This window comes from Ruthenibacterium lactatiformans, from assembly GCF_000949455.1.
In the GTDB taxonomy this organism is placed as follows: domain Bacteria; phylum Bacillota; class Clostridia; order Oscillospirales; family Ruminococcaceae; genus Ruthenibacterium; species Ruthenibacterium lactatiformans.
The window spans coordinates 245,371-267,332 of sequence record NZ_JXXK01000002.1; the positions used below are offsets into that span (position 1 = coordinate 245,371).

28 protein-coding genes and 2 tRNA genes are annotated in these 21,962 nt (G+C 41.8%); 3 read left to right on the forward strand and 27 right to left on the reverse strand.

Translation table 11 applies throughout. From position 1 onward, the window contains the following. Positions 1–9: 9 nt before the first annotated feature. The 8 genes from TQ39_RS03185 to TQ39_RS03215 form a co-directional block, all read right to left on the reverse strand. Positions 10–2,058: an ATP-dependent DNA helicase gene (locus TQ39_RS03185; RefSeq protein WP_050004533.1), complete on the reverse strand. Its 2,049-nt coding sequence runs from the start codon at positions 2,056–2,058 to the stop codon at positions 10–12. Positions 2,059–2,259: 201 nt separating this feature from the next. Next, positions 2,260–5,289: a DNA polymerase III subunit alpha gene (dnaE, locus tag TQ39_RS03190; RefSeq protein ID WP_050004534.1), complete on the reverse strand. Its 3,030-nt coding sequence runs from the start codon at positions 5,287–5,289 to the stop codon at positions 2,260–2,262. Further along, complete coding sequence (locus TQ39_RS21960) at positions 5,286–5,468, reverse strand: PHP domain-containing protein (RefSeq protein WP_082052103.1); 183 nt, start codon at positions 5,466–5,468, stop codon at positions 5,286–5,288. The genes dnaE and TQ39_RS21960 overlap by 4 nt, the downstream gene beginning before the upstream one ends. Beyond that, a complete protein-coding gene (locus tag TQ39_RS03195; protein ID WP_050004535.1) occupies positions 5,468–7,186 on the reverse strand; it encodes a DHH family phosphoesterase in 1,719 nt (572 codons plus the stop codon). Before TQ39_RS03195 ends, TQ39_RS21960 begins: the two co-directional genes overlap by 1 nt. A 5-nt stretch (positions 7,187–7,191) precedes the next feature. Then, on the reverse strand, positions 7,192–8,013 hold the full coding sequence (locus TQ39_RS03200; RefSeq protein ID WP_009323216.1) for a hypothetical protein: 822 nt from the start codon (positions 8,011–8,013) through the stop codon (positions 7,192–7,194). 213 nt (positions 8,014–8,226) lie between these two features. After that, on the reverse strand, positions 8,227–9,777 hold the full coding sequence (locus TQ39_RS03205; RefSeq protein ID WP_050004536.1) for a replicative DNA helicase: 1,551 nt from the start codon (positions 9,775–9,777) through the stop codon (positions 8,227–8,229). Continuing rightward, positions 9,774–10,472, reverse strand: coding sequence for a hypothetical protein (locus TQ39_RS03210; protein WP_156146172.1), 699 nt, complete (start codon positions 10,470–10,472; stop codon positions 9,774–9,776). Before TQ39_RS03210 ends, TQ39_RS03205 begins: the two co-directional genes overlap by 4 nt. 5 nt (positions 10,473–10,477) lie before the next feature. After that, positions 10,478–11,635 (reverse strand): DEAD/DEAH box helicase family protein, encoded by a 1,158-nt coding sequence (locus TQ39_RS03215; protein ID WP_156146174.1) that lies wholly within the window; start codon positions 11,633–11,635, stop codon positions 10,478–10,480. Between the two features lie 86 nt (positions 11,636–11,721). Here TQ39_RS03215 and TQ39_RS03220 point away from each other — a divergent pair, with 86 nt between their 5' ends. Next, complete coding sequence (locus tag TQ39_RS03220) at positions 11,722–12,096, forward strand: SAM domain-containing protein (protein WP_009323221.1); 375 nt, start codon at positions 11,722–11,724, stop codon at positions 12,094–12,096. A gap of 164 nt (positions 12,097–12,260) precedes the next feature. On the opposite strand, the gene TQ39_RS03225 is transcribed toward TQ39_RS03220, so the two are convergent. The 3 genes from TQ39_RS03225 to TQ39_RS20670 form a co-directional block, all read right to left on the reverse strand. Continuing rightward, complete coding sequence (locus TQ39_RS03225) at positions 12,261–13,292, reverse strand: hypothetical protein (protein WP_050004538.1); 1,032 nt, start codon at positions 13,290–13,292, stop codon at positions 12,261–12,263. A 472-nt stretch (positions 13,293–13,764) separates the two neighbouring features. Continuing rightward, on the reverse strand, positions 13,765–14,028 hold the full coding sequence (locus TQ39_RS03235; protein ID WP_050004539.1) for a hypothetical protein: 264 nt from the start codon (positions 14,026–14,028) through the stop codon (positions 13,765–13,767). Positions 14,029–14,095: 67 nt separating this feature from the next. Beyond that, positions 14,096–14,305 (reverse strand): hypothetical protein, encoded by a 210-nt coding sequence (locus TQ39_RS20670; RefSeq protein WP_156146175.1) that lies wholly within the window; start codon positions 14,303–14,305, stop codon positions 14,096–14,098. 97 nt (positions 14,306–14,402) lie between these two features. Here TQ39_RS20670 and TQ39_RS03240 point away from each other — a divergent pair, with 97 nt between their 5' ends. After that, positions 14,403–14,651 carry a hypothetical protein gene (locus tag TQ39_RS03240; protein WP_009323229.1) on the forward strand — a complete coding sequence of 83 codons (249 nt, stop codon included), beginning with the start codon at positions 14,403–14,405 and terminating at the stop codon, positions 14,649–14,651. Positions 14,652–14,713: 62 nt separating this feature from the next. Here TQ39_RS03240 and TQ39_RS03245 read toward each other — a convergent pair whose 3' ends face one another. The 10 genes from TQ39_RS03245 to TQ39_RS20675 form a co-directional block, all read right to left on the reverse strand. Further along, a complete protein-coding gene (locus TQ39_RS03245) occupies positions 14,714–14,998 on the reverse strand; it encodes a hypothetical protein (RefSeq protein WP_050004540.1) in 285 nt (94 codons plus the stop codon). A 128-nt stretch (positions 14,999–15,126) separates the two neighbouring features. Next, positions 15,127–15,747: a hypothetical protein gene (locus TQ39_RS03250; RefSeq protein ID WP_050004541.1), complete on the reverse strand. Its 621-nt coding sequence runs from the start codon at positions 15,745–15,747 to the stop codon at positions 15,127–15,129. A 192-nt stretch (positions 15,748–15,939) separates the two neighbouring features. Continuing rightward, positions 15,940–16,302, reverse strand: coding sequence for a hypothetical protein (locus tag TQ39_RS03255; RefSeq protein WP_050004542.1), 363 nt, complete (start codon positions 16,300–16,302; stop codon positions 15,940–15,942). Then, a complete protein-coding gene (locus TQ39_RS03260) occupies positions 16,295–16,600 on the reverse strand; it encodes a hypothetical protein (protein ID WP_050004543.1) in 306 nt (101 codons plus the stop codon). Before TQ39_RS03260 ends, TQ39_RS03255 begins: the two co-directional genes overlap by 8 nt. A gap of 151 nt (positions 16,601–16,751) precedes the next feature. Then, positions 16,752–16,821: transfer RNA gene (locus TQ39_RS03265), tRNA-OTHER, on the reverse strand. A 363-nt stretch (positions 16,822–17,184) separates the two neighbouring features. Beyond that, a tRNA-Ile gene (locus TQ39_RS03270) sits at positions 17,185–17,261 on the reverse strand. Positions 17,262–17,357: 96 nt separating this feature from the next. Then, positions 17,358–18,260 (reverse strand): hypothetical protein, encoded by a 903-nt coding sequence (locus tag TQ39_RS03275; protein ID WP_050004544.1) that lies wholly within the window; start codon positions 18,258–18,260, stop codon positions 17,358–17,360. Positions 18,261–18,311: 51 nt separating this feature from the next. Continuing rightward, positions 18,312–18,746 (reverse strand): type II toxin-antitoxin system PemK/MazF family toxin, encoded by a 435-nt coding sequence (locus tag TQ39_RS20080; RefSeq protein ID WP_082052104.1) that lies wholly within the window; start codon positions 18,744–18,746, stop codon positions 18,312–18,314. A gap of 101 nt (positions 18,747–18,847) precedes the next feature. Beyond that, positions 18,848–19,180, reverse strand: a complete 333-nt coding sequence (locus TQ39_RS03280) for a hypothetical protein (protein ID WP_050004545.1) — start codon at positions 19,178–19,180, stop codon at positions 18,848–18,850. A gap of 3 nt (positions 19,181–19,183) precedes the next feature. Then, a complete protein-coding gene (locus TQ39_RS20675; RefSeq protein ID WP_156146177.1) occupies positions 19,184–19,396 on the reverse strand; it encodes a hypothetical protein in 213 nt (70 codons plus the stop codon). Positions 19,397–19,673: 277 nt separating this feature from the next. Between TQ39_RS20675 and TQ39_RS03290 the strand changes: the two genes are divergently transcribed. Next, positions 19,674–19,934 carry a helix-turn-helix domain-containing protein gene (locus TQ39_RS03290; protein ID WP_009323246.1) on the forward strand — a complete coding sequence of 87 codons (261 nt, stop codon included), beginning with the start codon at positions 19,674–19,676 and terminating at the stop codon, positions 19,932–19,934. On the opposite strand, the gene TQ39_RS03295 is transcribed toward TQ39_RS03290, so the two are convergent. The 6 genes from TQ39_RS03295 to TQ39_RS03310 all read right to left on the reverse strand — a co-directional run bounded on the left by TQ39_RS03295 (position 19,929) and on the right by TQ39_RS03310 (position 21,849). Further along, on the reverse strand, positions 19,929–20,156 hold the full coding sequence (locus TQ39_RS03295; protein WP_069955684.1) for a hypothetical protein: 228 nt from the start codon (positions 20,154–20,156) through the stop codon (positions 19,929–19,931). The two genes, TQ39_RS03290 and TQ39_RS03295, sit on opposite strands and share 6 nt — an antisense overlap. Positions 20,157–20,207: 51 nt before the next feature. Beyond that, on the reverse strand, positions 20,208–20,546 hold the full coding sequence (locus TQ39_RS20680) for a hypothetical protein (RefSeq protein ID WP_156146179.1): 339 nt from the start codon (positions 20,544–20,546) through the stop codon (positions 20,208–20,210). Beyond that, on the reverse strand, positions 20,546–20,725 hold the full coding sequence (locus tag TQ39_RS20685; RefSeq protein ID WP_156146181.1) for a hypothetical protein: 180 nt from the start codon (positions 20,723–20,725) through the stop codon (positions 20,546–20,548). Before TQ39_RS20685 ends, TQ39_RS20680 begins: the two co-directional genes overlap by 1 nt. 319 nt (positions 20,726–21,044) lie before the next feature. Next, entirely contained in the window at positions 21,045–21,410 is a 366-nt protein-coding gene (locus tag TQ39_RS03300; RefSeq protein WP_050004548.1) for a hypothetical protein, read from the reverse strand. Further along, positions 21,410–21,604: a hypothetical protein gene (locus TQ39_RS03305; protein ID WP_050004549.1), complete on the reverse strand. Its 195-nt coding sequence runs from the start codon at positions 21,602–21,604 to the stop codon at positions 21,410–21,412. The genes TQ39_RS03300 and TQ39_RS03305 overlap by 1 nt, the downstream gene beginning before the upstream one ends. Then, the gene (locus TQ39_RS03310) at positions 21,601–21,849 is read right to left on the reverse strand and encodes a hypothetical protein (protein WP_050004550.1); all 249 of its coding nucleotides are present in this window, start codon (positions 21,847–21,849) and stop codon (positions 21,601–21,603) included. The genes TQ39_RS03305 and TQ39_RS03310 overlap by 4 nt, the downstream gene beginning before the upstream one ends. Between the last annotated feature and the right edge of the window lie 113 nt (positions 21,850–21,962).

Here is a 21,962-nt window from a genome sequence, read left to right on the forward strand (position 1 = left end):
GTCCTCCAATTACATCAATTTAAGCCATGTCTGGCGCGAAATAGAATTATTATTATGAATGCACCTTAGAAACGCTTTCGGCTGCGCAAGCAATAAACAGCGTTCTTTTGAGCGCGTAAGCGCGGTATACAACAAACAGCTATCCAACAAAATGTAATGTGTGGTATCAATTGCCACAATTACAGTTTTATATCCGCTGCCCTGAGCAAGATGAACTGTAAGAACATATGCGAGTTCCACTTGGCCCATTTCGCTTCTTTTGTATGTAATAAGCTTCTTATCTCCACCGGATGAATACTCAACCGTAAAACATTGAGTTCTTTCATCACCCTCACCATCTTCAAAAATGCTCGTGACATATCCTGTCTCACCATTGAAAACGTTCTTATCATAGTTGTTTTCACGCTGAATGACCTTTGAACCAATGCGAAATGTTTTTGTGCCATAATCGATATGCTCTTTGTGCTCAGATGCCGGCAGCAACTCGTCCTGAATGATTTTGTTCATCACAGTCGTTGAGTTCGGACAATCTTTTTTTCTGGGCACTACGATCACCACATTATCCGCTCCTTCTCTTTCTGCCGTAGAGAGAAACGTTTTGATTGCTATGTTTTGAATGGCCTCATTGCTGTCACGAAACATGTAAACCATATCCTCACGTTTGCCGCTTACAATTTTCAGCTCCGGCTCTTTAATTGGATTTATCCCCATACGAATTTTGTTAGCATCCATCAAAATTCCAGAGTCTAGCGCTTGGCGCATGACCTTTGTAAGCATAAGAATATTGAATACATTCGTTTTATCAAGCACATCACTGAACACATTGCCAGCACCAATCGGAGGGAGCTGCCGATTGTCTCCACACACAATAAGCCTTCCGCCCGGCTTCACAGCTCTGATAAGATCATAGAACAACTCGACATTTACCATTGACGCCTCATCGAGAATAACAACATCAGCCGCAAGCGGATTGTTGTTGTCATGGATAAATGACTTTCCGTTCCACCCAAGCAACCGATGGATCGTAGACGCTTCATGCCCAGTGGCTTCTACGATTCTTTGCGCGGCTTTAGCCGATAAAGCACAACACGACACTGTTTTATATTTGTACGCTTTTACAATCGCATTAAGCAATGTGGACTTACCTGTGCCTGCAAATCCGCAAATACACGAAAAATTACGATTCAAGGCGCTCCTGACCGCCGCACGTTGTTCCTCAGTAAAAGTGAAGCCAAGGTCATGTTCTGCTTCGCCAACAGCGTCTTCTGCATCAAGATTCCAATCATCGCTGTATGAATCGATTTCCTTCAAAATGTCATAAATGCCTGTCTCCAACTCAAAATACCGCTTCAACCCAACTTTGGCACCATCAAAATGAAGGAGCATTTCACTCTGCCGTTCTTGAGATATTAACCTGCAATATGCATCCTTGCATTCCGGGATATTATCTTTTGCAGCTTGTTCGAGCACATCAACTGTGACCCAAGTATTACCATCTGTTTCAGCTGATTCATTCAGGAACCATTTAACGAACGCTATCGCACGCTTAGGCGAATCAATGATTTGTGGATTCAATTTGAGCGCAAGACCATCGACACGCTTAAAGCCAAGCCCTCTGATGCGTGTCATGATATACGGATTATCCAGCAATTGCGCTTTGAGAAGCGATGGATTAGGCTCTCCGGACAATAGCTTTTGAATCATCTTATAACTGACCCCAAGTGGCTGAAGAAGAGAAAGAATATCGGAAATCACATAATTGCTGAGCACCATATCCTTGATACGCTCATATGTTGCGTATCCTATTCCCTTGACGTTCTGCAAATCCACATTATCCGTTCCCTCTATAATTTCATTTACAATATTGGGATAAGCAGAGATAAGAGCATTTGCCTGACTATTAGTCAGTAATGCATGTAAAAACTTTTCCTGTTCTTCCCTCGTAGATGGCCGCTTTGAAATCACCACGTACGGTTTATACTGATAAGATTTATATTTCTTATTGAATACCAATTCCGCTTCAACGTCATACTCCTGGCCGACTGTTAACTGCTGCATATTGCCAACTAGAATTGACCATTTTGTTTTTTGGGTTGCTTCTTCATCGTCAAAAGGCGAAACCTCGCGCTCGTCAAATTTTGGAATATCATCAGTTGTTGAAAAAACATATACTCCAAAGTCATTGCCATAGTATCGCTGTATCTGAGGGACAATTGTAAATTTTAATCTTTCAGAAATACTTGCTACTCCTTTCCGACACTAAATGTCTGATATTTTTCTATCTTTTAACCACTGTGTATATGGCTTAATTGCTTTTACTGCCGTAAGCTTTTCATCGCCTCCTTTTTTGCACAGCATTGCCACTTGAGCACCTCTGTTGATAATATCTTCATTCTGTTTGAATTGTGTATGCCAGCAAACAACCTCCATTAAACCAAACACAGAGTACATATTCAAAAAAGCGAACTGTTTTCCTGTTCGGTCCTTCTTCTTTTGAACATTGGCAATGATACCTACGATTGTTACATTGGTATCAGGGGCAGCTTCATCATAATCCACATTGATGTACTGATATGCGTATTCGAATGGATTGACGCCAAGGAAAATGGACAACGCCTCAAATTCCCAAAACGCTTCGTTCTGCATATACTTTTCTTCAAACTCATGCATCTCTTTCATGCGTCTTTGTTCCTGATAGGTATAAAATTCAATGCGTTTTCTGCTGTTAAGCAAAGCCAGGCGTTCTTCCTTGCCTTTAATCACCGAACAATCAATTCCATATTTATTGAGCATGACTTTATGCGTGTAAATGGTTTTTACCGGTGTGTATTCTTTCTGCTCAAAAAGTGATTGCGCATAACGCTCCAACAACTCACGTTTGTCTTTGCATGGTAACGCGCCGGCTTTTATGAGCGATACCACCACCGCAGTGGACGGAGAAACACGCGTGATAAAATCTTCAAGCCCCGTGAATGGCCCATTCGTTTTACGTTCTTCTAAAATTTGTGCTACAACCTTTTCCCCAACCCCTCGGATGGCCTCAAGACCAAACAGTATCTTAGAGTTATGCACCGTAAAATATCGTTCTGACCGATTGATATTGGGAGGCAATACACTAATGCCAAACGCCTTTGTGTCTATGATGTACTTATTTATTACGCCATAATCATTGCGGTTCTGGTTGAGTAACGCCTTAAAAAAGTATTCCGGGTAGTGCGCTTTCAAATACGCAGTCTTGAGCGTTAGAATGGAGTAAAGCGCAGAGTGCGATTTATTGAAAAGATATCCGCCTTTTTCTTTGAGATCATCGCTGATTTGTTTTGCAATCCCTTCAGGATATCCGTTTGCAATAATTTCTCCATACAACTTCTCAGACTCTTCTTTTACAAGTTCAATATTCTTTTTGCCGATAGCCTTTCTAAACTTGTCAGCCCCTCCGTAGCTACGGCCTCCAAATTTCCTGACAACATCCATGAGCTGTTCCTGATAAATCATACAACCATAAGTCTTTTTCAAAATCGGTTCCATGTCGGGATGGATGTAGGTTATTGCCTTTTCACCGTTTTTGCGATTGATATAGTCTTCAAGAGCACCCATGCTATCTGGACGATACAGTGCCAGCACGGCCGAAACATCTTCGAGGTTTGTCGGTTTCAACCTCAAAAGCAAATCGCGCATACCGCTGCTTTCAACCTGGAACACGCCATTTGTCCTTGCGCTTGCAAGCAATTCGTACATTGCCGTGTCATTCGCGAACTCAGGATTGTTTATACTGAGATCCCATTCTGACAGTCCAATGTCTTTCATTGCTTCTTGAACAACCGCTAGGGTTGAAACGCCAAGTACGTCGAACTTAATGATTCCGATTTCCTCAACCTTTTTCTTATCGACTTGAATGACATGTTCGCCTTTGCTTCCAAGTTTCATTGGCATATAATCTGTAATTTTTGCATCAACAATACCAACTCCGCCAGCATGTATGCTCACGTTGCGCAACCGTCCGGAAATATGAGAAGCTATTCGGAAAAGCTCATCGTATTCACTATAATCATCGAGTAGTGATTTATTATTTTCAATACACTCTTCAAACGTCTTGTACGTGAATTTTTTACTTATTCGATCGCAGACGCTATACGGAATGCCAAGTACTTTTCCTACATCTTTGATTGCCACGATAGGGGTTATATACGAATAATTAATGATTTGGCATACGTGGTCTTCTCCGTATTTTTGCGTAAGATAATCAACAATAAACTCACGATTCGAGAAATCACAATCGACGTCTGGCATACTTACACGCTCCGGATTCAAGAAGCGTTCAAAAATCAAATCATTTTCAATAGGGTCAAGCTCTGATATTCCAAGCAAAAAATTCACAATAGAGCCGCCGCCAGAACCACGGCCGTCTCCTACCGCCTGTCCATTCTCTTTCGCATATTTAATGAAGTCCCACACAATAAGGAAGTATCCATCAAACCCCATTTGGTGAATAATTCCAAGTTCATATTCAAGCCGTTTCTCCCTTATTCTTTGTGCAGCGCCGCTGAGCTTATCGAAACCTCTTCGTTCCCATCCTTTCTCCGTAAGATGTTTGAGGTAGGAAAGATTGTCTTCAAATCCATCTGGCAACGGATATGTGGGAAGTTGCGGTGCCTGAAATGGCATATCCACATTTTCTATCATATCGGCAACCTTATTGGTGCTTGCAAGGCCAAGCTTTACGTTCTCCTCTCCAATTTGAGAGGACATAACCTCATAAATCTCAGCTTCTGACTGAATGTAGCAGCCATCGTACAGTTCTGTCAGGGTTTCATCGTCGTGAGCAATTTGAACATGACGTGCTTGATAGTACAAATCATCCTTCGTCGCAGCATGACTATCCGTAGTAATAACAAACTCTGTGTTTGTTGCCTCAGCCAGTTCTAACACTTTTTGATTGTATCGGCGCTGTTCATCTGTATTATGACTTTGCATTTCAAGAAAGAAATTAGGGAATGTGCTTTTGTACTCATTGATATACTTAACACACTGGCCATAGTCTGATTCTCTGGCGAGTTTTGATGCCAAACACGCAGACAAAATAATAAGATCATCCGCATATGGTCTTAAATGCGCTAAATCGATTCGCGGTTTAAAATAGAATCCTTCAAAGTTGCTTTGTGTGACAATTTCATTGAGAGCCACTCTACCGCGCTCATTTTTAGCAAGCGCCACAAGATGAAAGTATTTACTATTGCTGTCTTTCACTGACATATCAAAACATTCATACAGCTCAACACCATAAATCATCTTGATCTCAGGATAATTCTTTTTAGTTCATCAAAATAAATCCAGCTATATGCATTGCCGTGTTCGGTTATTGCAAATGCATTAAGTCCTACCGACTTTGCTCGTTCGAGATATTCTTGCGGATGTCCGTATCCGTCAAGCACAGAAAATTCAGAATGATTGTGAAGCGAACTGTACATCACAACACCTCATATTCTATGATGATAAACTGAGGTGTGGCCATGCTTCTATAAACGTTGATCGACGCGCGGCCAACGACATTAATATCAAAGCTCGCCGTTGAATCATATGGATCGTTGAGTGCCTGATAAATTGGATCCGTTTCATTGCACGAGAATTTGACAAACTCAACTCCGGTTTCCTCGTCTTTCCACTTCAGAGTATTGCTTTGCTTTCCTATAAGTGAAACCTGTTTTTTGTCAAGATGAACACCTTCAACCGCAATGTACGGCTCCTCAACCATTTGTCCCCAACATCTGGACATTCCATCAATTTTCTTGACAAGTGGAAAAGTAAGATCCTGATTGCCAATGACAAAGTCACACTTATACGACTTCAAGATTGGGCTGTCTTTCAATCTCTCATTACACGATTGAATTGCTTTGGGAATGTTTTCTTTTTTGATTTCAACCCCAAAGGCATTTTCGTGTCCCATAATGCTCTCAAAGCATCCCGTTGATTCCAAAAACAATTTCAAATTATCGATTGAACCGTTGTTGATATTTCGCCCAGAGCCACCATACAAGTTCTCATCTTCATTCCGCTTACGAAGGAGCAGACATGGCCGCGTATACTCTTCAGCGATTCGTGTTGCCGTCAGACCAGTGTATACTTCGTCAAGAAGCCCGGTCACATTGACAAAAAGAATCTTATTTTCACGCTGGTTGTACCGCTCTATAAAATCACGAATGGCATCTTGGCCGTGCTTACACGCCTTGCTTTGGCGGTTTCTTATGTTAGTAGCAAGACGAACAACTCTTTCACAAATGCTTTCCTCCGTTGCTTCTTTTTCACCGCGTTTCTTATATTTAAAGGTTTCATACTCTCCGAGCAAAGCTCTGAACATAAGTTCCTTTTCCGCCAAATTTCCTGCCCGGATCACCGCGTTAATAGCCGGCACAATGTAGAATTGAATGTCATGTATTGTAGGATCCGATTTGATTTTAAAACTGTTTTGCTCACACAACTGCTTTATAAGAGGATTTGAAATCAATGCTATACCTTTGTCCGCGATATACTTTGTTTCATAGGAACGCATATCCATCACATCAGCGATATTCCCAATGGCCGCAAGGTCAATATATTTATCTGCAAATGACGTCCACAATTCTTCATCAATCGCCTGCAAAAATTTGTATGTAATTCCCGCGCCGCTAAATTCTTTATTGGTGTATCCGCATGTCTGATTGTTTACAACAATTGCATATGGATTTTCAGTTTCAGCAATATGGTGATCAAGAATTATTACATCTATCCCTGCTTTATTTAATGCCTTACATGGTTCAATATCATTCGTACCAGCGTCAGGGACAATCACCAATCGGGCAGACTTTGGTATTTCAATATCACTTTGAAGGCCATGTTGTTTTCCGCTATGCAGGTGATATGTAATATTTATATCTTTCTTCTGATCTTTTAAATATGAAATCAGCATCGCAGCAGATGTATAACCATCAACATCGCAATCTACGACAACATGAATTTCATCGTCCAAATGACCAAGCAGACAACTAACAGCCACGTCTATGTTTTCAAGATCTTGGTATGGAATCAGGCAGTCACTTTTCAAAGAAAGGTACTCTTTTGGGTTTTCTATGCCTCTATTCTTTAATATTGTAAATTCGATATTCGTAACATCATTTCTGCTTCCAGGAATAAGCTCGTAATCCAGCTCCATGTCACCTACTTTATTCTTTTTATGCACTCTGAAATAAGCCTTTTAAATTTTTTCGGATCGTCGGTTGGACTTTCTTTTTCTTCCAAGATACCTACGGTGTCAATAACAGCATACACGTGTATCTCATCAATAAATCGCCCCGCCAATGTATCAAGCTCTTCTCGCGACACATCTTTATCAAAAAGGAACACGACATCTACACACAAACGTGTGAGCATATCAATTTGCTGTCGAGACACCCTTTTTCCGCCAGTAGCGACTGCATTGCACATGCCCATGCTCCAAAGCTGCATAACGCTTTTTTCTGCTTCCCCTACATAAACTTTATGCGCCCTTTGAATTGCATCGTATGTATGATTGAGACCATATAACACTTTTGATCGATTGGTTGGCTCAATATATAAATACTTCAGTTCTCCATCCTTTTGAGCCTTCCCAAACATCCGGCCTTTCACGCCAACCAGTGTACCGATTTCATCCCGGATTGGGATTGTTATCCGGTTTGTCTGTTCATCATATCCAACCTCAAATTTAGCCTGCGTGCCATAATCAATATTGTCCTTGAAAAACAAATCATTTACATACGGCATGTAATACGAAAGAACATTCTCACTGATTGGACGCAATGGTTTACTGTCATAATCCTTTTCAATATCACCACTAAGTTCAATAATCTCCTGTGCAATTCGTATACTGGCAGGAAGATCGGCGTCAAAATCATGGTAATAATCGATTCCAATCCACTCGCATACCATTTTTATTGATTGAAAGAAGGATTCATCTTTAAAAAATTGCACAAGAGAAAACAAGTCTGAGCCGTTGCCCACCTTTGGTATATCCCTCGTGTAATCTACGACTGAGATAAATTCGTTTTCATATACCGTAATTGCTGATTTATTATCTCCGTCCGGATTCCCGCAGGAATAGTATCCTCCTTTGTGCGTTATGTGGTGGCACCCAAGCTCTTCTAAAACTGTTTCAATTTGATTGTTCTCAAGAATATAATTCTTCAGGTCTTGAACTTCAATAAAAGCTCACCTTCACTTTCTTACAAGCTCTCCGACCTCGATCCATGTGTTCAAGTTTAAATCGACTTCAAACAAAAGATGTGGCTTTGTGCCAAACCTATTTTTATCAACATTGAAGGCATAATACCTTTTATTGGGATTTAAATCATGTCTTGCCGGTTCTCCCCAATCCGTCTCAGAAGCAACATACCCATATTTCGAAAACTTATTTGGCGGTATCTCCTTACATAACAACAATGTATGCAGCACACGCTTCAATCCCTTGCAGTTCGCGATTTGATTGGAGACAAGTTCATCCGGTTCAATATAATTGGCATCGTCAGTAAGCTGAATGGACAAATAGCCAAACATATTCAGTTGTTTGCATATTTCCGTGATCTTAGTAACGCTTACCATCATTGCCGCCCAATCTCCAACTGTCGCGATATCGTTTTTCATGGTATCATAGAAAACGTACTCAATGCCTTGCGTCATACTTGCTTTTCGTATTTCAAATTCAAGAGTTTTATCATCATAAGCCATTGAAACATCCTTGGTAAAAATCAGCCCCTGTGTTTGGTCTTCAATCCATTCAGCAATATGCATGATATCGTTATATTCAGATGACAGCTTTGATACACGCTCGATGTAATGCTCAATCGGCTCTGTGACATCACCCCAATCATCTTTTTCAGGATAAATGAATTCTCCGTTTTTGTCCTTGTAAAGACCTAAAGTGATTTCTCTTTCCTGTTTATTCAGATTGATACCATGCAACTGCTGAAATTCGGGATTGTTTATCACTGTTGTGATAAGTGCATATCGCATTTCTTCTACAGTCATCTCATTGAGCATAACCAGAACCTTTTCCTTACGCACAAGCGTGATATATGCAATGAGTTTTGCCATATATCTGCTTTTGCCCGCATTACTGAGCATACCAACCGCCATAACCGACTTCTTTTTCAGGCCGCGAAAAACATCATTCATAATTGGGAACGGAATTGGCAACCCCATATCGGGAGCTTCCATGCAATGATGCAGCGTATCCTTTATATTGCTGTTTAGTATTTCCGCACTGTCATTCGTCAAAATCACAGTATTAATCCGATCAGCTTTAGAGCGAATCATACGGTAAATATCGGACGCAGTAAACTTTTCGAACAACTTGTGCGACATGATCTTCTCAATATTAAAACCATTTCGCTGGTATTCTCGAAGCAAGGAATACTTTTTCAGTACTTCAAAATAATTTTTAAAATCATCTATAACAGCAAGCTGCATCCAGTCCGCGATTGTTTTCCAACCACGCAAAAGTTTATACTGCGCAAGACGCTCCTGATTTTCGCTCATGAATGTTACTACAACTGTTTTATTCAAAGCCTGAGAGCGTGTCTCGAATATTGTAACTGCGCACTCATAAAAGAAACGTGTGGCTTCATCGAAAAAATCATATTTGCTTTTGATATACTGACTATATTCAACGATAAGATCAGGGTTACGATAAATTGAACCAACAACCATAATTTCATTGGTAATATTCGATACCGTTTCTTCTATTTTCTCACCCCCCCCGAAATTCAAATTTCATCGAGTACATCAGCAATTGATACGTCGCCTTTGTGGCGATTGGGTTTGTTTGCACGTGGTATAATGTTTTCGTATATAACATTCGCGGACTCTTGCTGTTGTTCTCCCAGAAGGGATTGCTTTTCTTTCCATTCCAAGTAACCATCATATCTGCTCAATAGTATCGCCAAATCATAACTAATGCGTTGTATTGAATCCATACAATTGCCTTTTTGCTTGTTGTATTCATACACGCGATTAAGGTAAGCTTGCTTACGCTGCCACATATCGAGCAAATCTTCAGGAGGGCATGGTTTTTTTAATCCCTCATATTTTCCGCTGTACACACTGGCCAATTTTACATATATGTATTTAGGCATACATGACAAATCATACGTATACAACAAATAGTCTGTAAGCAATCTTTTGGGGTTATCTGAAGTATTTTTCTCCCTATTTCTGCTTCCTGTCGATCTTCGTTTTTGCGTTACACACTTTGCGATTGCTTCACGAGCATCAACGGACATCTTCTCAACAAGCGAATCCACCTCATCCGAAGGCATTCTGCCTCGTTTTCGGCTGAGAAGTCTTTCTTTTTCACATTTGGCATGTAAAAATCGTTTTGTTTTCTCGTCGTAAACGAGGTCCAGAATGTCTAACACAAGATTTATTTCTTCCCCGCAGATTCCGCATTTACGCGTAATCTTCACGACAATCACCCAATATCCTGAACGACTTTAAGGATTTGATGAAGAACCTTTACATCAGAAACCGTACGCATTGCCGTGGGCAAACCTGCGTCAGCAACGGCTTTTTTGGCTTTTTGCTTCAGTACCGGGGACAACGAATTGATCATACCTGTAATTTTGTCTCTCAGTACCTCTGCTTCATTGGTGTTTTCCTTAGGCTCATTTTCATTTTCGCTCTGTTCTACACCAATTTCCTCTGCATATTTACGCTCCTCTGTTTTGATTGCCTCGTGAATAGTGTTCTTAATGACAAATTCTCTATTTCCAGAGGTTTTATCAATCAAATCCTGATAATCGAGCAAAGACGGATCTTCGATATCGTCTCCAGCTTTATGAATGCCGGTACGATCTTTCACAACGAAAGCGCGAACCGTCGTATAATCATCTTCGTCACGATACATACGAATACAGGTTTTCGCATTGTAATCCATATTCTTAAAGCCATCAGGAATTTTACGTCCAGTAGCAACAGTGACTTCCTTACCATTGATTTCCTTTGTGATCTTTTCGTCCGTTTCTCGCGCAGTAACGATGTAGTGTTTGCCGGAACCCATCAAATCAAGAATCAATTCCTGTCCTTTAAAATTGACCGTCTGGTAATCCTTAAGTTCCATGCCCGCGCCTTCAATTTTGACGAATTTTTCGTCTCCAGTAAGGCCAGCAGCAGCAGCTTTTACCTTTGCTCTCTTTTTTGAAAACTCAACAATACTTGTTTTTGTGGTAAGATTCAAAACGCTTGCGCCGTCAACCACAATCATATCCGGTCGGAAGGGCTTCCCGTCACTGTCGAGATATACTTCGTCTGTTTCATTTCCATCATCGTCTGGAATGTAAAAATCCTCACCATTCTTGGCCCGTTCAATAAACTCCAAAACTTCTGTAATTGACTGCGTATATGCAATAAGGATATTCCGCATATCAACACCGTTCTCTGCAAGTGTAGGAAGATAATCATCTACGCTACCGCTCTCCGGGTCAAGGTACAGCACTTTGAACGGAGAGCCGTCCGGGTTCTTTAGGTATGCAGATTGCAGCGCCATTGTTGACTTTCCCGTGAACGGATTGCCAAATAGAATCATCTGAATCTTACTCTGAATTGCATTTCCACTTCTAAATCTTGCCAAATTAGTTCCTCCAATAAATTTTTGTGTTATAATATGGGATATAAGTAGCGCTAAGCAAAAGAAATAACCGCGAAGGACGTTTTGTTATGGACTTAAACAACATTAATACCATTCTCACTGGCGTGGAAAGTATTGCCGCAGTCGTTTCCGCTATTGTTGCAGTCATTTCTGCCGTTAGGGCGCACAAGTATGCAAGCATAGCCAAAAATCTAATTTACAATGAAACTTTACGTCTACATGATAATGCACATTTGCAACAAGGCCAAATTCAAAATAACTACATCACAAATGACGAGTCTAAAATACAAGAAATCGCAATAACCGAAGCGCAAAAAGTTACAGCTGGCGCAACATCAAAACTTGCATCCCATATTCCAAAAATGGAATTTGTGGGAGCGGATTTACATGTGTTAACTCCACAATATAAGTCTCATAATATTAGCAACAGCGAAAAAGACTGAACATCCTGCCGCAATTAACGAAACAGTAGCCCAAAAATCAGCTCTTTTCATATCCTCGTTTAGAAATTCAATCAAACTCTCACGGTCCAAATAATCACATTTTTTTGAACTTTTCTTCATATTGCACCTACCTTTTTAGATTACTTTATCTATCATTTATTGGCTCACCACGGCTCATCATCATCCAATTCATCGTTGCTTTCAAGACTCTTGCCCCAGTTGCCACCATTCGAATTAGAACTACCGTAATCGTCTTCAGCTTTTTTTGATGCTGCAATTTTAGCAATTGCCTTGTCAATTTTATCTTCCGAATATTCTTCAGTATCAATTGTCTGAGGATCCGCACCAGTAATCACAAACAAGCGTTGCGTAGGCGAATTTACGCGTTCCATTTTGTTTGCAGTGCCCCAAACACTGGCTTCCTCAACCTCTTCAATATCGCGTTCTACAATAATATCGCCCCAAACTTTGATGGACGAATAAGGCTTAATATTCTTGCGGAATGCAGTAGCCAATTTCGAATCATAGATGACAAACTCTGCATCTTCAATCGACTCATAATTGACAATCTTTGCAGATACCGTAAATTTCGTTTTATCTTCGTTTGGTTCGATCCCGGTAAAAACGATCACCTGAGTAAACTGTGCATTTGGAGTGTAGTCTTCTGCCTCCATGTCAATCGGTCTGCACAAACTTACCTGGGTGGGTACCAAACGAACATTATGCTTATCATTGTATGTACTAAACTCAAGATTTCCCTTTACAAAAACGCTTGCGTCATCTTTCAAGTTCGTGCCAATCTCTTCACATGCATCGAATTCGGTAAGAACTTTTTTGTCGTTGACTTCATTTCCCTTCTTATCAACAATTTTCTTGACACCAACGTTTACGCCAATCATTCGATAGCCTTCTTTATCGAAAGTATACCGATCTTTCCATGCCACTTCCTGTGTGTCCTTTGTAATCCCTTTTGCCTTGTCTTCCCGGCGAGAATAATACACGGACTTACGTTCCATACCATTAAGGTATGTATATACAGAGCTGCCATCTTTGTCGATTTTCACTCCAAAATTAACTGATCGGAATGGTTTCTTGGTGCTCTGTGTAAGCTTATCCTCATAGAAACTATCCTTGTCGGTCCCAGTCACAAGACCAGAAACACTAAACGAACCACGAGTCTGTACCAAATCAATCAAACGAGTTTTTTCTTTTCTGCCAAGTTGAATCTCCTTTAATAAATTAATTATTTTATGTCAATCATAATCGGCATCGAAATTGATGCTGGTCATGTTCAACAGCTTATACCTATCACAAATTTCAGTTTGATGCATAAGACCTTCTTGTGTCGTCGGATAAAAGTAAAACGTTTTTCCGCCTCGATTCACAGGAACTTTAAACCCAATCAGCTTTCCACATTTTTCGCAAATCAAATTGTCTCCATTCCACTTAGCGTGCTTCCAGCAAACATTATTGAAAATATGTAGCAATATCCAAAACCACCTTGTCACTCTTCGTCCTCCTCTTGTTCCAAACAAATCGTAGTAATCCATTCGCTTTTGCATGAAGGACACAGATTCCAGACTTCATATGGCGGTGAATCGAGGCCGTGACCGTCTATAAATACGGCTGGTTCATCAAATTCGAATCCGCATTTCTCACATTTAAACACTATGCCATAATATGTCGAAACACACGAAACGGATCATAGACATCGCTGGAATATACAAGTTGACAATGATAATCCTCTTCAAACTTTTTTGCATCTTCATTAAGTTTCTTCAAACGAATCTCTTTTTCATTCTTCAACTTCTGTCGTGCCATGTCTTTCTCATAGCATACCTGAACATGTTCTTGGTACGCTGCATAGTCACCCTCAATTTTCTCATGGCAATACGGACACTCAAAAATCGGCTTCTTCATTTCAAATTTCATTAAACGATTCTCCTCTGTTATGTATTTTGATTTACTGTTAATATTACTTCTATGACATATAAAACTGCTAGACGGCATCACCTTCTGCAAGCGGAGGAATTGTACATTCTTCCGTAAGATATGTAATTAGCTCATCGGTACATTCCGGACAAAGATCTACACTTAATTCATCGCCATCATGCACACTGCCATATCCCAACTGTTGGTGATAAGAAAAACTATATGTGTTTGCATCAATCTCCTTTCCACAACGATTACAAATTACTTTAATAGCCATCTTCTTCCCTCTGATCGTGTAAATTCTTGTTTATTTTTATAATTAACTGTGGTATACTGTTTTTAAAACAACCACAGATTTAAAAGGAGTGTAAATTATGCCTCGTGGAGTCAAAAAAGAAGTCACTTATACCGGAAAGGCTGCAAAGATCAATGAAAAAATCCTGAAGCTCGAAGCCGATTTAAAGGCAGCAAAAGAAGAGTTAAAAGCAGCCTATAAAGAACAGCTCAAGGAGGAAAAACGCGCCGCCAAAGAAGCTGAAAAGGAAAAAAGAGAGAACCTTATTAAAGCCCTCGAAGAAAGCGGAAAATCTACAGAGGAAATCTTGGAATTCCTCAAAGGCTAAAAACTAGTATTTTACGGTCGGCTTTGCCGGCCGTTTTTTTCTTTTGTCAAACAGCTATGCTTTCACCGATTTTCCTCCACACACACATTTTCGGCCTTTCCTACCAGAATGAGCGAATACACACCAACCACAGGCGCAAGCGGAATCTTTGCATGACAGACAGTCGCCATCATGGCAAGCACACTATCATCAACTTCGGCGCTATCATGAATGACAATAGCATCCGCTTCGCCCCGGCGCGTTTTCACACGCACGCGCTGCCCCTTTTTCAAATCCACAGGTGTTTCAAAAAGATATCCACTGCAACTAAAGTCACCTTCATGCCGTACAAGTACAACGTTCGTCATTTCTTTATCTCCTAAATTCATAATAGTCTCTAAAATATGTCCATTCCTCGCAAACGAACCACCGATGCCACCAGCGTTTGAGGCGGCCGCATGCGCGCCGCTTGCAGTACCGGCAAATACCGTTCTCCCTATGGTTCGGAATTGCTTTCATGGTCTGCCTCCTCTGCTGGCTGCTGAAGCCATTTGTATGCATCTTGAATACTCAAAAAATCCGGTATTTTTATAAAACATTCTCGCCTAAATTTTACAGCGCTCAATAAAACCGAAATCTCCTTATCATCCATCGCACGGATGCGGTCGGCGTTGGTGATAATCTCCGGGTCGGTTTCAACACCGTATGTACTTCTTAAAGCAGCACAACCCGAACCACGATGGCGCAATGCCTTTTCTCCGTCCGAATCGGTATATTTTACATTCTGCAGCACCACCAGCCGCCCCTCTTTCTCCGCCTGCGCCAGCTCGCGGAGGCGGTTAGTAGAAATTTCCTTGATGATTCCCAACCGCTGAGCGTTTTCAGTTCGCAAGGTCATGCCGCGCCCGTATGAATCTAAAATGCGCTCGATTTCCTCCGGATCCAGCCCGGTTTCCTCGTAGGCAGCGAGGCGGTCAAACGCCTTTGCAATAGGGCAGTCAGTACAACCCTTTTCGCCTTGATTCCGACACACTTCTCTACACTCTAAATTGTCTGCGCCTTTTACCTGCCAGCAATGTTTATTGCCGACACAAAAATCATAAGTCAATCTCTCCATATCAATCCTCCTACCATCTGCGACCATCAACAGGTTCAAATCGATGCTGGTCGAGCCAATAATGCGGGCATTCTCGGAATCCGTACAAATACGCCAGATAATCTTTTCCTACATTCGCATTCCCGCAGCCAATGCCTCCGCCATACAGGCATGTGGAGCAATTCCGCGGCACTTTTTTAAACTCATGTACTTCTATTTCTCGCATTGTGAACCCTCCCGGTGCTTGCCGCACATGGGGCAGAACTTTGGCTCATAAATACCGACAGTGTGCCACTGATTGCCGCTCAATTCCTCAAACATAATAGCCATAGGCTTTCCGTTACCTGACCTGATCATAATGCGTTTTTTCTGTTCAGATTCCCCAACGTAATGATACGAAAGGTCGCATCCTTCAAGGTCTGGTTCAAGCGTAGCGTCAAAACAGAATCGGCATCCCTTGCTTCGTTCCTCACGCTCTTGGAGGGCGGAGATAGCAACATCACATGCTTCCTTTGCTTCGGTCCCCACCATCATCTTCAAGCCCGTGAATATGGCAATCGCTTTTTGGTCAGTCATTGTCATTCCCTCCGTCCATCTTGGCTCCGCACACCGGGCAAAAATTCCAAACGCTCTCGGCGTATTCTTTTTCGGTTAGACAACCGCCACAAATCGAACATCTAACGGCAATTTTACAATCCAAAAATTTGAAACATCCAGAATCATCCCACCGCCCATGCACCACCGGAGTGGCGTCAACGGCGGGCATACCTGCCAAAATACTTTCTAAAATATATACATCTACTATTCCCTCTTGAAATTCCACATTGTGCTCTGCCGCTTCCAGCAGCGCCTTTCGGCTTATCAAATCGTCCATTATGCTTCCTTCTCCTCAAAACATTTTTGCCACTCAGATGAGGTGTTGATCCTCACATATCAATAGATGTAATCTGCTTTCAAATCAGCTCCACAGGCCGCTGTGGATAACCGAGCATGTTACCGTAGATTTAATTACGGCATAAAAATTGTGCAAGCGGTAGGATTTGAACCTACTACATACCTCCTGGTGCGGTGCTCTACCAACTGAGCTACGCTTGCATGAGCCTACTGTTCATGACCAGCAGGTTCAAATGTATGATTGGTCAGCAGAGGACGAAATACAAAGCCGACCTGCCACTATATGGCAAAATATAATTGCATAGATACTTTCGTTCTGCAAGTAGCGCAGTGATTTCACTATGCAAGGTTCGCTCAAGTGCCCTGTGTAAATAGGCATCCGATGTAAACACCAGAAGCTTGAACTTCCAGGCTGCAAGTTTGACCGAGGACATGCCTCTTGGGTACTTCCCCCATTTCAGATGCCACGTTCGCATCTTCTAGGACAATATCGGTGTGTCCGTACAGCAGATGTTCCAAATCCACCGCACCGCAAATGTAACCTTGTGCACCGCCACAAGGGGATGGTGCGCCCTACGAGAGTCGAACTCGTCACTCATGGCTTATGAGGCCAGCGCTCTAACCAATTGAGCTAATGGCACATGAGGCGTTCAAGCATAAAGCTTGAACGCTTAAGTATTAACTGATAATTAGATTGTGTTGTAGAAAAGGCACTTTCGTGCCTTTCCCCTTGCCTGTCATCTGTACATTTTCTTCCAAACAAGATATTCGTGAGCGACATGCGTTCTTTTGGCTTTTACCATATACTGCGGGAACAAATTCGTAAGGAAGCGTTCTTCCTTATCGGAGCCTTTACTTGACTCAATGTCAAATTTCTGTTCAAACAGCGATGATTTCTGCACAGTGTCAAACGACATATTTTGTATCTTCATTTCCAAACCATCGTGTCCGACCGCCTTATCCAAAAGCAAATAAGACGCATTGCGTATCGAAAGGGTCGTTTGATGCTCCGCTCCAGTATACTTAAGCGCAGGAAACAAATACTCGCGGTTTGCTATCTCAAGGAATTCATTTCTGCCCACATCGAAGCTGTTGATCTCTGAATATTTCTTTACGGCACTCATGATCTCATACCGTATATAGTGAGCTCCAATCTTCTGGTGCTGGAAATCAATTTCTTCCATTCGAATGCCGGCAACTTTCTGATGCGGTATCCCACACCAGAGCAATCCCCAGAACACATAGGAACGCAGCCCTATATGCGTATTCAAATCAAACCTGTTTTTTAGTGCTTCGTTGAATTCGCCAAAAGATGAAAACAGGATTTTTACATATTGCTCAATTGCATATTCGATCGTCTCTTTCGGCGTGGGGAAATCAAATAGAACATCCGTTTGCGAGATGCCGCAGCGTGAACACTTCTTTTCCGTAATTTGCTTGATCTTGCTCAACCGCGTCGCTATGCTGGAGCGTGAGAAAATACGAGCGTTTACCAACTGGATATACTGCTCTTTTGTAAACCGCTCAAGCGGCACCTGGTTTCTTTTCTCCGCCTCACGGATGTCATTTAATATCGTCGCTATCGGCGATTTCGTCGTATCTCCTTCGTACTCGCCAAGGATCTCATCGTAAATATCCATACTGGCCTCCTCATCTCAATATGTACATTGTACGATTTTTGCATTGGCTTTTCAATAGTTTGCTACGGCGAGATACTCACTACTCTCTTCAATACCAGTTCCTATGGCCAGTGCAAGTAATGGTTCCTGCATTACCTTTGCTATCGCAACCTGCTGCAGCAAACACGGTTCAAGCTCTCCGATATAGGATAACATCTGCTCTTTTGACACGATCATCGGATTTTCCACAATGATCGTTGATTCCCGTGACAAACCATTTAAATCATTCGGTTCTACATTTACGTGGGATGGGGACCGCCTGTTTGTACGCTTTGTTGTAAGTGGATATACCTGATACTGCGATGAATACGCTGAGTATTTGTTATTTGATGTAACAAGCACCGGCCGTACTCCACAATATATTGTGGACCCTGTACAGGCATCTTCACTTCCAAGATCACAATACCAAAGCTCTCCCCAGCGAGGAGCGGCGTTTTTGCTTTGCATCAATTGCCTTCTTTCTTTTTAGTATGTAGCCGCTCGCCCCTATGACTATAGTATAATCGCAATCTATTGTTTTGTCAATACTTATTTGGGAGTTTTTTTTGCTATTTTCTTTTGTGGATATATATATCCTCCGAAGTGGTAACAATTCGAATCCAGTCGTCCTCAAGTTCTTCGATGCTCACAATGGATCTCTCATTGATGGAAACTGTACTTCGATTCGCCGTTCTCTTACTCCCGCCGGGCGATAACAACAGAGTTCTATTCGGATTCTGTGTGAGCCGCGCATATTTGCACTTCAGTGTCGCTTCCCAAACATACTTCTTCGGATCACGGCCTGACCAAACAGAAAAATCCGTACCATCAAGCATATCAGCCAAAATATCTGAACTGATACAATTCGCCTTTTCCTGCCTGCACACAGCTGTTTCTTTCATCGACTATCCCCCCATACAAACCATACAAATATGAAACTCAAATGTCGTTGTCTTTACATGAATCCACTGGTCATCGACGGTGATGCATTTGATTTCACTTTCACGGATGGACACGGCGCTTTTGCTGCTCATGTCCACCCAATAGTAAAGCCGCTTAGGTGACAGCAACAGCAGCCTGTCCGGTTTTTGAGTGAGCATCGCGTATTTACATTCCAACTTGACCTCCCAGCCGCAATCTCCATCCGCAATACCTCCAGCTACAATGTTAAACTTCTTTCTATCCAGCATTGATACCAGCGTATCCACGTCTACATGTCTCAAGCAAATTTCACACCCTTCCAAATTGTCCTTGATATCGGACATATTATATTGTATAATTCCTTTTACAACTATAAGTTGTTATTTAAGCATTTAACAACCAATGGTTGTTTATTTGATGTTTTAATGATACTCCCTCTTCAAATAGTTTGCAATACATGGAGGTGCCATCTAAATGGCATTGACAACATTCGGAGCCAAGCTACGCAAATGGCGCGACGAAAACGAACTGACGCGGCGAGAATTATCTGAAATGATTTATTTTTCTGAAAATGCGATTCGTGGATGGGAGACAGGCGGTACGCCGCCGTCATATGACGCCATGATCGCCGTTGCCGACTGTATGGGGGTTTCGCTCGACTGGCTGACCGGACGGTCTGATGTCTGGAAAACATCTGAACAGCTCCTTCATGAAATTTACAACAAGCCTTTATGATATTTCACTCAACCTTTCAACAGACTCTTCCAGCAAATCAATGGTATCCTGCAGCGTATCCGAAGCAACTTCACTTGTCTCGTGGCGTTCACTGCCAACCAAATTTTCAGGCATACTTTCACGAGCTTCGTCTTCCTCATCACGAATCGTTTCAATTTCTGCTATGATGTTTGAAATCGAATCAGACACCCTCTGAATCTGTGTACGTCTTACTTTATTCAATATTCGAGCCTCCATTCATTGCTCTTTCAATGTATACTGTTTTCATAACCACTAAAAATCTTTACCAGGAAATTTTATACGCAAATCATATTCGTCTACTGGCAAGCCTTCTTTCGCCATCAACCGGCGGATGCACTTTCGTGCTTCTAAAAATACATTCGTACCATTTTCATGCGCGGTAAGACGGTGGGGCACACCGTCTTCATTAAATACATCGTATTTTGCCATAAGCTCAAATTGCTTCTGGCGTGATCTCTGTGTACAGCCTCTTGTTAAAGCTGCGTATTCTGCGTCCCGTTTGTCACGTACTGCTTTTGCCTTTATGTTGTCGCTGACGGTATATACCCCAAGCCCTAAAAGCGTCAGCAGACCTAAAGGTCCAAACGGCACTAAGTGGATCCCCCCTGTACCGAAAAACTTTCCGGGTCTGTTCTGACCGTTGATTTAAGGACGCAGTTTATGTATGATACGATGTATAAAGCTGCCGCCTTATTAAGTGGCTTTCCGGTATTGGCATAAAGTTCAAGCTGTTGATTTGCCGCAGCTAATTTCACGTAGTTAACCTCCATAGCACTCCTCCAATTTAATTTGAATTCTGTATGACCTTATTGCGGACATACAGCAGCATTAGGATAAACACAAAAAACTCCGTAACATTCATCGCAACACCTCTTCATATTTTATATTCCAGCCATATCCTCCCGGCACTGATCATAATATTTACATAGCAAACAGCAACTTTTACACTTTTTATTACCGCGCAGCCAATACATTAACCGTTTCAGCATGTTGATCGCCTCCTATCTAAAAGGCTATCACATTATATGTCCAATAAAGTCACCTATTTCTTTGCTACCACCGAAGCGAAATTTGCAAGCAATGGGCAAATCACTCTAACAACCAGTTTACTGCATCTTCAAATGTATCGAACTCCTCAGTAAATGCATACCCGTCTCGATTGTCTACAGCCACGATTTTGTCTCCATCTTCAACATAAAACAGACCGCGCGGCCCCCACTCTCCCTCACGCCCGTGCGATAACATATTTGCAAATTCCAACACGGACAACTTGGCGACATTGACGCCAGCCTCTTCTGCACAAAATGACAACTCGTCACATTCGTCCATGTCGGGAAGTTCCCTTCCCTGTTTTATGTATCGGTCATAGGCAATTTTCTCCGCCTCATCAGCGCTATCAGCTTCGATCAAAACATGTCCACAAAGATTTCTTGTTACGCCTACATCATACAACATCACTTTTCATCCTCCGGAATTTTAAAATATCCTTCTTCTTCGGCTGCATCCAACATTGAATCTAACAACCCTATGATCCCTTCAATTACATCTGTGGGAATTAATGTATTACTAAAACAGCAGGAAAGAACAGCCTTTCTCTGTTCGTACAACAGCTCGAAATCAATATTGCGGACCAAAATATCACCAGTCACTCTTCGTCCTCCACCTCGATAATAAGCACCGGTTGCTTTGTTTTGAAAACACTATCGGTTTCTTCCATATCTGCAAATATATATTTTACACGTCTGTCCATGACTCTTTCATATTCATCAAGTCCTGAATACAATTCAGACAGACAAACTCTGAACTCATAATCGTTTTTCTCATAATCATACTGCTGAATGATCGCTTTGCACTGAATCTCATCTACTTCATTGGATAACTGTCGAACTGTCATCTGCTACCCTCCTCTTTCACGATAACCGCTGCTGTACCAATGCGGCACACGAACTCTCTTCCATATTCACTGCTCAAAACAGGAATATCCGCATTCTGTACAGGAATTACGCC